Origin of the sequence: Butyricimonas synergistica DSM 23225 (genome assembly GCF_000379665.1) — a bacterium.
Lineage (GTDB): Bacteria > Bacteroidota > Bacteroidia > Bacteroidales > Marinifilaceae > Butyricimonas > Butyricimonas synergistica.
Map to the genome: position 1 here is coordinate 211,100 of NZ_KB903369.1, position 11,986 is coordinate 223,085.

Annotated in this window: 8 protein-coding genes; 6 read left to right on the forward strand and 2 right to left on the reverse strand. The window is 45.7% G+C overall.

Annotated elements, in window-relative coordinates:
• Window positions 1–29: 29 nt before the first annotated feature.
• Window positions 30–1,364 (reverse strand): NADP-specific glutamate dehydrogenase, encoded by a 1,335-nt coding sequence (gene gdhA / locus A3CY_RS0116215; RefSeq protein ID WP_018338987.1) that lies wholly within the window; start codon window positions 1,362–1,364, stop codon window positions 30–32.
• A 41-nt stretch (window positions 1,365–1,405) separates the two neighbouring features.
• Window positions 1,406–2,518, reverse strand: coding sequence for a DNA-processing protein DprA (dprA, locus tag A3CY_RS21375; protein WP_040371940.1), 1,113 nt, complete (start codon window positions 2,516–2,518; stop codon window positions 1,406–1,408).
• A 176-nt stretch (window positions 2,519–2,694) separates the two neighbouring features.
• Between dprA and aroB the strand changes: the two genes are divergently transcribed.
• From aroB to A3CY_RS0116250, 6 genes are all read left to right on the forward strand, one after another.
• Window positions 2,695–3,726 (forward strand): 3-dehydroquinate synthase, encoded by a 1,032-nt coding sequence (aroB, locus tag A3CY_RS0116225; RefSeq protein WP_018338989.1) that lies wholly within the window; start codon window positions 2,695–2,697, stop codon window positions 3,724–3,726.
• A 10-nt stretch (window positions 3,727–3,736) separates the two neighbouring features.
• On the forward strand, window positions 3,737–4,945 hold the full coding sequence (locus A3CY_RS0116230) for a 3-phosphoshikimate 1-carboxyvinyltransferase (RefSeq protein WP_018338990.1): 1,209 nt from the start codon (window positions 3,737–3,739) through the stop codon (window positions 4,943–4,945).
• A 166-nt stretch (window positions 4,946–5,111) separates the two neighbouring features.
• Window positions 5,112–6,455: an NADP-specific glutamate dehydrogenase gene (gdhA, locus tag A3CY_RS0116235; RefSeq protein WP_026207774.1), complete on the forward strand. Its 1,344-nt coding sequence runs from the start codon at window positions 5,112–5,114 to the stop codon at window positions 6,453–6,455.
• A 127-nt stretch (window positions 6,456–6,582) separates the two neighbouring features.
• On the forward strand, window positions 6,583–7,119 hold the full coding sequence (locus A3CY_RS21380) for an RNA polymerase sigma factor (protein WP_018338992.1): 537 nt from the start codon (window positions 6,583–6,585) through the stop codon (window positions 7,117–7,119).
• A gap of 70 nt (window positions 7,120–7,189) precedes the next feature.
• Window positions 7,190–8,353, forward strand: a complete 1,164-nt coding sequence (locus A3CY_RS0116245; RefSeq protein ID WP_018338993.1) for a FecR family protein — start codon at window positions 7,190–7,192, stop codon at window positions 8,351–8,353.
• Between the two features lie 102 nt (window positions 8,354–8,455).
• Window positions 8,456–11,986 carry a SusC/RagA family TonB-linked outer membrane protein gene (locus A3CY_RS0116250; RefSeq protein ID WP_018338994.1) on the forward strand — a complete coding sequence of 1,177 codons (3,531 nt, stop codon included), beginning with the start codon at window positions 8,456–8,458 and terminating at the stop codon, window positions 11,984–11,986.

Here is an 11,986-nt window from a genome sequence, read left to right on the forward strand (position 1 = left end):
GCGGTTTTTTTTATAACTAAATCAATTTTTTAGCAATGTCCTTGAGCGCACATAGCTTCAGCAACTTTGATAAAACCACCGATGTTTGCACCCTTAACGTAGTTGATCTTGTTACCTTCTTTGCCGTATTTAACGCAAGTATCGTGGATGTCTTTCATGATCTGAAATAGTTTTGCGTCTACTTCTTCTGCGGTCCAGCTATATCTCATTGAATTTTGACTCATTTCAAGACCGGAAACAGCAACACCGCCAGCGTTAGCCGCTTTACCCGGGGCGAAAGTAATGTGCTCGTTCAAGTAGTTAACAGCTTCTGCGGTACAACCCATGTTAGAAGTTTCAACAACCATTTGGCAGCCGTTAGTGACCAATTGTTTTGCATCTTCTTCATTCAATTCGTTCTGGATAGCACACGGGAATGCGATGTCGCATTTTACTTCCCACGGTTTGCGTTTCGGGATGAACTTAGCACCGAATTTCTTGGCGTAAGGAGCTACCACGTCGTTGTTGCTGGCTCGCAATTCCAACATGTAGTCAACACCTTCTTGTGTTAAGCCTTTCTCGTCATAGATGTATCCGTCAGGACCGGAGATGGTGACCAATTTGGCTCCCAATTGGACTAATTTTTGGGCGGTGCCCCAGGCAACGTTGCCGAAGCCGGAGATAGCTATCGTCTTACCAGCGATTTTCTCACCTTTCTCTGCCAACATATGTTGTGCAAAGTAAACGGTACCGTAACCAGTGGCTTCCGGACGTACTCTTGAACCACCGAATTCGCGGTTCTTTCCAGTCAACACGCCAACAAATTCGTTACGAATTCTCTTGTATTGTCCGAACAAATAACCGATTTCACGAGCTCCAACACCGATATCACCGGCAGGTACGTCAGTATCTGCACCGATATATTTGCAAAGTTCTGTCATGAAACTTTGACAGAAACGCATAACTTCGTTATCGGATTTGCCTTTCGGGTTAAAGTCAGAACCTCCTTTGCCACCTCCCATCGGGAGTGTTGTCAAAGAGTTTTTGAAAGTTTGCTCGAAACCTAAAAATTTCAATCCGCCAAGAGTCACTGACGGGTGGAAGCGTAAACCTCCTTTGTATGGTCCGATGGCACTGTTGAATTGTATTCTGTAACCGCGATTGATTTGTACTTCACCCTTATCATCGATCCAGGGCACTCTGAATATGATGACTCTTTCAGGCTCTACCATCTTCTCGAGGATTTTGTTAGCTTTATATTTCGGGTTTGCCTGATAGATATCCCATACAGTTTCGATCACTTCTTGAACAGCCTGGTGAAATTCTGTTTCGCCTACAGTTCTATCCTTTAAGGCATCCATGAATTCTTTAATCTCTGCTTTCATTTGAATATTGTTTAAGTAAGTTTATACGCAAGCGTTATAGGTTAAATGAGTGAATAACATTTACCGGGAAGTTGCGTGACAATCCCCTCCAATTCCAGTTTTAGGAGTAGAACTGACAGGTCGTGTACCGGTATCCGAGTGAGTTGATGAAGTTGGTCGATGTTCTGTTCTCCCGCCACTGTTAATGTTTGTTTGATAAGGTCTTCATCGTTTGATGCTGAAAAGAAATCAATGGTGGTCTGGCGTGGTCCCGTCGGGATAGGGTCCCAGTTTACGGCTTTCAGTATGTCCGAAACATTTTCCACGAGTGCCGCAATGTTTTGTTTTATCAGCATATTACACCCCGTGTAATTCGGGTCTTCCGGACGACCGGGTATAGCAAGCACTTCCCGGCTGTAAGATAAAGCCTGGCGTGCAGTCGACATGGCACCGCCTTTCACTGGAGATTCAGCCACGAGTACTGCCTCGCTCATGCCTGCCACGATTCGATTGCGTTGAAGAAAGTTCGTGGGATGAATGGGGGCGCAAGTCGGGAATTCCGAGAGTAGCGTACCTCCTTGTGCCAGTATTTTTTCCGCTATATTTTTATGAGATGCCGGGTAGACCATGTGCAACCCGTGCCCGAGTACGGCTTGCGCCCGTAGCCCGAGCCGAAGGCAGGCGGAGTGGGCGGCAATGTCAATCCCGTAGGCAAGCCCGCTGATGATATTAGGGCGGTATCCCATGTCTGCCAGTTGCTGAAGAATGTTGCCCACGCGGTTTTTGCCCAGTTCCGTTGCCTTGCGAGTTCCCACGATGGCGATATTCTTGGTTTCATCGGCTTCCAGCGTTCCCTTGTAGAATAGAACGAGAGGGGCATCTGCGCAATGCTTTAGCAGGCGGGGATAGTGAGGGTCTTCAATCCCGCAGATCTGGATATGGTGTTTTTCCATGTTTTTCAATTCCTCTTCTGCCTGTTGCAGCCATAGCGACCGTTCCGGTTGTATATTCGTCAGGTGGGTTTCTTTGAAAAGGAGCTCGATATTCGCATCGCTTTCTTGAAAGAATCCGGTTATGCCCCCGCATTGTAGAAATAACGGGGAGTACAGAGCGTTGTTTAACCTGGGAGCCATCGTGATGGCTACTCGTGTCAGGATTGAGTTGTCATTATTCATGCCGCTGGTCGTTTTAATGAATAGGTTCAAAGTTATCTTTTTATGGCGAGAAAACCTATTAATTTTAAATTTAATGATTTTAGATTTTAAATTGGATAATATTTATAACTTGCTTAGCGAGGGTATTTTTGATTAATGCGTAAAATAATGTAATTTTGTGAAGAAATACGGGATAAATGGAGCATATTGTATTTACAACGGATTCGAGCATGGTTCTTGCCGACTTGTTACGAGGTGTCAGGCATGAACAATTGTTTATCGTGGCGGATAAGCACACGGTAGGTTTCTGCGATAAGTTGCTGGAAAAGGTGGATTGGATACCGTTGAACGTGGCGGTGGTTGATTGCGGAGAGGAAAACAAATCGCTGGATAGTGTAGCCCGTATCTGGTCTGTCCTGAGTAAACGAGGAGCTCGGCGTTCTTCCATTCTGTTGTGCGTGGGGGGAGGTATGGTGACGGACATGGGTGGATTTGCTGCTTCGACTTTTAAGCGGGGAATGCGTTGTATTTATGTGCCTACCACGTTGTTGGCTCAGGTGGATGCATCGTTAGGGGGGAAGACTGGAATAAATTTTAACGGGTTGAAGAACGAGATCGGTATTTTCAAGGAGCCGGAACGGGTGATTATTGATGTCATGTTTTTGAAGACTTTGCCCATGCGGGAGCGGATGGCTGGTTTTGCCGAGATGTTGAAGCATGGTTTGTTGTCTGATGTGGAGTATCTGGACCGGTTGTTGACCTGTGGTAGGAATGAGCCTGACCGGGAAGAATTTCTTGATTTGCTCAAGCGATCGATTTCCGTCAAGAGTGAAATCGTGACTTTAGACCCGTTGGAAAAAGGGGTGCGGAAAGCCTTGAATTTCGGGCACACGATAGGGCACGCTATTGAAAGTTGTTCCGTCATGCGGCAGGAAAATTTGTCGCACGGGGAGTCGGTGGCGTTAGGGATGATCGCGGAATTGTATCTTTCCGTGCGGGAGAAAGGCTTCCCGGAAGAGATATACCATCGGGTGCGTGATTTTATAAAAAGGTATTATCCCGCTTATCCGGTCATGGAATATGCCGATATGTTGTGCGAATTGATGTCGCATGACAAGAAAAATGATCGTGAAGGGTTGAATTTTACACTTCTCGAGAACGTTGGACAGTTTTCTGTTGATAATTATTGTTCGAGGGAACTGGTAATGGAGGCTTTAAGGCAAATATAAGATTGTAAGGATGGATAAAGTTATCGTTTTGGCACAGAGAAAGATAGAGGGTGTGGTTATTTTGCCAGCATCCAAGAGCGAGTCTAACCGGGCTCTCGTTTTGAGCGCATTGGCGGGTAGCGGGATACCGGAGAATCTGTCTGATAGCGATGATACCCAAGTGTTGACGGAGGCGTTGAAGCAGGCGGGGGGGCTCGTGGATGTTGGGCATGCCGGTACTTCTATGCGTTTTCTTGCGGCTTATTTTGCCTTGCGGGAAGGGGTGTGGGAATTAACCGGGTCGGAACGGATGAAGCAACGTCCGATAAAAGTGCTGGTGGAGGCTTTACGGGAGTTGGGGGCGAAGATCGAATATCTGGGACGGGAGGGCTTCCCTCCCTTGTGGATTGGTAATTCCGTGTTGAAGGGAGAGCGGACGATCAGCCTGGATGCTTCCGTGAGTAGCCAATATATTTCGGCTCTGATGATGATTGCACCTTTGTTGAAGGGGGGGCTTGTGATCGATTTGAAGGGGAAGGTCGCTTCTGCGGATTATATTCGCATGACGGCAGAGATGATGCGTCGCTTCGGGGTGGACACCGACTTCGAGGGAAAACGGGTGGCAATCCCGGAAGGCGTGTACACGCCTGTTTCTTTCCGGGTAAGTGCCGATTGGAGTGCCGCTTCTTTTTTTTACGAGTTGTTGACTATTGCCGGGGAGGGGGAGATTTTCCTTCCAGGTCTGTATATCGATAGTTTACAAGGTGATGCCCATCAAGTTGATTTGTGGCGACAGTTGGGTGTAACCACGGAAAAAGTAATTGGAGGGGTTCGCCTGTCGGCTAATAGCGATCGTGTTGCCCGTTTTGAGGCTGATCTGTCGGGGATGCCGGATGTGGCTCTTCCCGTGATTGTGGCTTGTTGTTTGTTGGATATTCCCTTTCATTTGACGGGGTTGGATACGTTATATATAAAGGAGTGTGACCGGGTGATGGCTGTCATGCGGGAGGCTGGTAAATTAGGGTATGGTTTACAAGTTCCTGCGCGTGGCGAGTTGTGTTGGAACCGGGAGCGGAATGCATGTACGACGTTGGAGATCGATACTTACCAGGATCACCGGATGGCAATGGCGTTTGCTCCTGCCGGGTTGAGGTATTGCGGGTTGACCGTGCGGGATGCCGATGTGGTTTCTAAGTCGTTTCCCGGTTTTTGGGAACAATTTTATCATTTAGTGATGTGATATTTATGGTGTTTTGTTACTATCTATCTGTTTTTTATTTTGATAAAAACTTTTTTGCTAAAATATTTGTTTGAACCGGAAAAAAGCAGTAATGTTGCATCGTTGATTGCGGTTGAAAAATTCAGCCGTTGTGTAGATGTGTAATCTTACTTTAAAATATTTTATTATGAATGTAGCAAAAGTAATGGCTGACCTGGAAGCCAAACACCCAGGTGAAAAAGAATTCCTTCAGGCGGTACACGAAGTGTTGGAATCAATCGAAGAGGTTTACAACCAACACCCTGAATTCGAGAAAGCAAAAATCGTTGAACGTATGGTAGAGCCGGATCGTATCTTTACTTTCCGCGTGGCATGGGTAGACGATAAAGGTGAAGTTCAGACCAACTTGGGTTACCGCGTACAATTCAATAGCGCTATTGGACCGTACAAAGGCGGGCTTCGTTTCCACAAGGCAGTTAACCTTTCTATGTTGAAATTCCTCGGTTTCGAGCAGACTTTCAAAAACGCTTTGACGACTCTCCCGATGGGTGGTGGCAAAGGTGGTTCTGATTTCGATCCGGTTGGAAAATCAGATGCTGAAATCATGCGTTTCTGCCAAGCTTTCATGTATGAATTGTGGCAAAATATAGGTCCTGATACCGATGTTCCTGCTGGTGACGTTGGTGTTGGCGGTCGTGAAATCGGTTATATGTACGGAATGTACAAAAAACTTGCCCGCGAATATAATACTGGAGTATTGACCGGTAAGGGTGCAACTTGGGGTGGTTCTATCCTCCGTCCGGAAGCTACCGGTTTCGGTGCTCTTTACTTCACGCAACACGTTTTGCACACTGCAGGTAAAGACATCAAGGGTAAGACTGTAGCACTTTCCGGTTTTGGTAACGTGGCTTGGGGTGCTGCAACCAAAGCTATCGAACTTGGAGCTAAAGTTGTCGCTATTTCCGGTCCTGACGGTGTTTGCGAAATCGCTAACGGTATCACCAAAGAGATGATCGACTATATGCTCGTTATGCGTGCTTCTAACCAGAATCGCGTTGAGATGATGGCTGAGAAATTCCCGGGACAGGCTAAATTCACTGCCGGTAAGAAAGCTTGGTCTGTAAAATGTGATATCGCATTGCCTTGCGCATTCCAGAACGAGTTGAACGGTGACGATGCTAAAGAATTGATCGCTAACGGAACATGGTGCTGCTGCGAGGTTTCCAACATGGGTTGTACTCCGGAAGCTATCCACGCATTCCAATCTAACGGTATTCTCTTTGCCCCGGGTAAGGCAGTTAACGCTGGTGGTGTTGCTACCTCTGGTCTTGAAATGACTCAAAACGCTGCTCACCTCGGTTGGTCAGGTGAAGAAGTGGATGCTAAACTTCACTTCATCATGACTTCTATTCACGAGGCTTGCGTTAAATACGGCAAGCAAGCTGACGGTCATATCGACTACGTGAAGGGTGCTAACATCGCAGGGTTCATGAAAGTGGCTACTGCTATGCTTGAACAAGGTATCATCTAATCCTATTTCTTGTAAATAGTTTTGATCGAGATATTAAAAACTTGGCTGCAACAAATTTCGGTTTGTTGCAGCTTTTTTTTGAAGAAAAAAAAGCATAACTTGCCATCCCAATTATACAGGGAGACAAATGTTATTGAGTCAGTTAAACCAAGGTGATGAGAGGGCTTTTAAGAAGTTGTTTGATAGCTTTTTTGCGTCGTCGTGCGCTTTCGTGAACCGGTATATTCAAGAGCACGAAGCCGTGGAAGATGTTGTGCAGGAAACTTTCATCCAGATCTGGGAGAAGCGGGGTATTTACTCGGATATGATTTATTTCAAGGCGTATTTGTTCAAGGCTCTCCGTAATAACGCTTTGTATTATTTGCGGCAATACCAGGAAAATGAGGAGGTTGATCCTTCCATCGAGGACAATTCGGATAACATCTTGAATGCTATTATTGAGGAGGAGGTGCATCGGGAAATCATCCGGGCGATTGATAAATTGCCTACCGAAAGACGGCGGATCGTGGAAATGAGCATGGGAGGGTGTTCACAAGAAGAGATCGCCGAGAAATTGCATGTATCTATAAACACGATCAAGACTCAGAAAAGAAAAGCTTATGCTTTTTTGCGGGAAGAGTTGAAAAATTTGTTCATATTTTTCCTTGTTATCATGAATTTATAAAAAAATCGAGTTTCCAGTCACCCCTAAATCATGTTTTTGCATATTATATACAAAACAATGAGAAAATGACATGGAAAAATATAGAGAGTCGATAGAATTAGCGGAACAAATCACGAAATATCTGAAAGGAAAACTTTCACCGGAGGAGGAGGTTGAATTGAAAAAACGCCTACACGATCGTCCGGATGGAGAGGGACTTTTGCTTCGGGTTCGGGATGAACAGTTGATTGCGGCCAAGAAAGAAATGTATGATTCGTTCAATGCGGATAAAAGTTGGGAGAAGATCCGGAAAGTTACGGGTAGAAGGTCTTCGAGGATGCTATACCGGGTGTTCCGGTACGCGGCAATTTTTGTATTGCCTCTTGCCGTGGCTGCTTCAATCTTTTTCAGCAATAGAAGTAAGCAGGCAAATCATCCCCGGTATATCGTGGACGCCTATTTTGAATCTCATAAGACGATGCTGGAATTACCCGGGGGAGTACGTATTGCCTTGGATACAACGAAAAATGTGACGAGTGAGTTGAATGATTTTGGTGTCACAATGGCTGAAGGGCAAGGGTTGGATTATTCCGGATTGGATTCCGTGATGGATGCGAAGGTGGAGTATCATAAGATAGTTGTGCCCCGGGGAGGGGAATATAATTTGAAGCTGGCAGACGGCACGAGAGTCTGGATGTTTGCCGAATCGGAAATTCGTTTCCCGACTCGTTTCAAGGGAAGCAAGCGGGAAGTGTATTTGTCCGGGGAGGCTTATTTCGAGGTGCGTCACGATCCCGCGCATCCTTTCTACGTGAAAACAAAATCGCTTGACGTGAAGGTGTTGGGAACGAGTTTTAACGTGAAAGCCTATAATAATATGGACATCGTGGAAACGTCGCTGGTGGAAGGTATGGTAAGTTTGAAAGATAACGTGTTGCGCCCGAATATGCAGGCTGTTTTTCACAAGAACACGGGGGATTTCTCTTACCGGGAAATAAACGGGGAGAGCTATCGCTTGCGAAAAGAACGGGTGTTCGTGTTTGACGAGGAGCGGCTGGATGATATTTTGCAGGAGATGGCGCGTTGGTATGATTTCGAGATTTTTTACCAGAATCCGGAGATGGCAGATAAACGGTTCGGTTTTAAACTGGAAAAATACGAGCAGGTGGAAACTCTTTTAAATATTTTGGAATTGACCGGGGAAGTGAGGTTTGTGATGAAGGGAAAAACTTTGACCGTGATGAGTGGAACTTAGTATTAGCTGGTATAAATAAAAAACGGGTAGCGGAAATTTTGTGGTGATTATTTCCTGCCACCCATTTGGTTAAATTCAAAATCAATTTAATTTTTCAAAGTTATGAAAAAAAATCTTTGGACGTGGCTCCTGCACGATAAAAAAAAGGAGAAAAGTGCTATTTGCATGAAAATTTGCCTGTGTCTAGCATTCATTTTGGGCGGTGGTATGCTCAATAATACCTTTGCACAAACGGAGAAACTGACCTTGAAAAGGGAGAATGCCTCGATGTTGGACATCATTTTTGCCGTGGAGAAGCAAAGCAAGATGACGTTTGTGTATAGCATGGACGCGGTGAATAAAATCGGGAAGATCACGATTGACGTGAAGGATGTGTTGATCGACAGCGTGATGAATGTTTGTTTGAGGAAAACCGATTACACGTATGCATTGGAAAAGAATGTTGTCGTGATCAAGAAAAGAGAAGCCGACGCGAAGGATAAAACGGCTATCGCGAACAAGAAAAGGATTGTTTCCGGTAAAGTATTGGATAAGCGGAATGAAACTTTGCCGGGAGTCTCCGTTTATATTAAGGGGACGACGATAGGCGTGGTTACTGACGTGGACGGTGTCTATAAAATAGAAGTGCCGGCTTCAACCCAATCTTTGCAATTCTCTTTTGTCGGGATGAAAACTCAGGATGTGAAACTGGGGCAAAATAATGTGGTTAATGTGGTGATGGAAGAGGATGTTTCAGATTTGGACGAGGTGACTGTTGTCGCCTATGGTGAACGGAAAAAGAGGGAGTTGATCAGTTCCGTGTCATCCGTGAAAGCGGAAGATTTGGACGAGCTCCCATCGGCAAGTTTGGAAACATTGCTTCAGGGACACATGGCCGGGGTGGAAGTGAATAATATTTCCGGTTCTCCCGGTGGCGGGGGATCTCAGGTCGCTATTCGCGGTTACAACTCGTTGATGCAGGGTATGACGGATAACACGCCGCTATATGTCATTGATGGCGTTCCCGTGAATTCATTTACCTCTCCGGTAACGGGTACGAATACTTTGGCAGAAATTGATCCATCGACGATTGAGTCGGTTGAGGTATTGAAGGATGCGGCTTCCGCCGCTTTGTACGGGTCGCGTGCCAGCAATGGCGTAATTCTTATCACGACGAAGAAAGGACGTGCCGGACGGGGTAAATTTACGGCTAATGTGTCGCAGTCTTGGTCAATTCTTCCAGAGACTCCTTACCAGGTGATCGGTCACGGGGAGCGGATGGCGCATATTCAAGCTTTGCGTGCTCGCCGGAAAGCTTATCAGGATCGCCGGACAAGGGAATATATTATCCCTACATCTTATAATGATGTGTATGGTACGGCGGGGGTCTACGATTATTTCTGGAATAATGGTTACAAGATCAGCGAGTCTTATGTTGATGGGGATCGTATTTTGCACGATAGCTTGAACCCGTTCTATAATAACGCGACTAATTGGTGGAAGCATAGTTTCCGGACAGGAAAGATTTTGAATGCAAACTTGCAGGCATCAGGCGGGTCGGAAACTTTTCAATATATGGTCGGGCTGGGATGGTATGATGAGAAGGGAATCATGTTAGGCAGTGATTTCTCTCGTGTAAACATGATCAGTAATTTGCGGATCGTCCCTCGCGAGAGATTGACGGTGGATGCCCGTTTGTATTTGGCTTACACCGATCGTAGCAAAGGTGCGGCGAACACCTCTTTTAGTCAGGCTACGGCTTTTGAAGGTTTGACGGTGGACCCGAAAGTGAATTCATCCCTTTACCCGGGTAGCGGGGCCGTGTTGGACGAAACATTGAAACGTTTGAACGAAACTTCCGAGAAGAATTTTACTTATCGGGTGCGGGCGAATATGGGACTCTCGTATAACGTGTTACCCGGGTTGGATTTGTCGACTACTTTAGGAATTGACTTCACGCAATCCAAAAAGAATGGTTTCGAACCGAGCTATTTGAATCCGGATGATTTGAGTAAATCCACGGGAGAAACTGCAAGTTCCACGATGTTGACGAACGAGAATTTGCTCCATTATAGCAAATCTTTTAACGAGATTCATAATCTGGATGTGATGTTGGGAATGTCTTACACGAGAGAGGCTTCTGATGCATTGAAAGGTTGGGGCATGGGTTCCCCCAGTGATTATTTGAAATATGTTACTGCCGATTTTCAAGACATTATCAGTATTAACGGGCAACCCACGGCCATGAAGAATTACGAGTCGGATTTCGAGGAGTCCGTTATGTTGAGTTATTTCGGGCGTTTGGCATATAATTTTAACAAGAAGTATTTGACGGAGTTTACCGTGCGTCGGGATGGTTCTTCCGTGTTTGGGGAGAATGTGCGTTGGGCGACCTTCCCTTCGGTCGCATTGGGATGGGCTTTTTCTGAGGAGTCGTTTATGGAGCGTTTTTGGTGGTTGAGCTATGGAAAGATTCGCGCTTCCTGGGGAAAACAGGGAAAAGCTTTTCGGGATCCTTATTTGGCGCATGGGGTGATGGCTTCCGGGAATAGTTTTATGGGGACGTTAGGAATGGTTCCGACAATGATGTTGGCAAGTGATTTGACCTGGGAGGAATCCGACCAGTATGATATCGGCCTAGATGTGGATTTGTTTGACTATCGGTTGAAATTCAAGTTGGATTACTATTATAAATATTCGACTTCTTTGTTGCAATTGGTGCAATTGCCGGGAAACGTTTATTATCATACCTCGGCAATGCAGAACGTGTTGGAAATTTCCAACGAGGGCTTGGAGTTGGAATTATTGGCCGATATTTTGCGTGACGGTCCGGTGAAGTGGCGTGCCCGTTTTAATATTTCCCGGAATTGGAACCGTTTTGAAAAGACAAACACGGGGATGGATTTGACGACTGCCGTTATCGGTCGCCCGGTGCAAGGTGTGTATGCTTACAATGATTTGGGTATTGTTGAACACGAGAACGAGATTCCCGTGTATGTCGATCGTTGGGGAAATAAGAACCCGTTAAATAGTGGGTCTGCAGAAAATCCAATTACACCCGGTATGCGTTTATTGGAAGATGTGGACGGTAATGGGAGAATAGGACAGGAAGATTTGGTATATGTGGCTTCAGCCTTGCCTGTGGCTCACGGTGGATTCGCGAATGAATTGAAATGGAAAGGTTTTGATTTGAACGTTTTGCTTACTTATAGTTTAGGACGGCATATTATGAATGCTTACGCGACCCCACCCTCTTACAGGTCAATTAGATACAAGGATTCCCCGTTGTTCACGAACGTGGAGAATGCTACTTTCTGGAACAAGCCTGGGGATAAGGCGGATTGGCCTACATTGACGGCTTCCACGAATGGTTACGTGGGGCAATTTGATGGACAATACCGTTCTAATATTGAGAAAGTGAATCACTTGCGTTTGAAACAATTGACCTTGGGGTACAATGTGCCCAAAGAGTGGTTGAAAAAGGTGAATATTGAGGGAGTTCGTTTGTTCCTCACGGGAGAGAATCTTTTTTTGTTGACGAATTATTCCGGTTTGGATCCGGAAACGGTGAATCCGGCCAAAGGGGGTATTGATGATTTTTCCAATTATCCGTTGGCTCGTAAATTTACTTTAGGTTTGACTTTAAACTTTTGA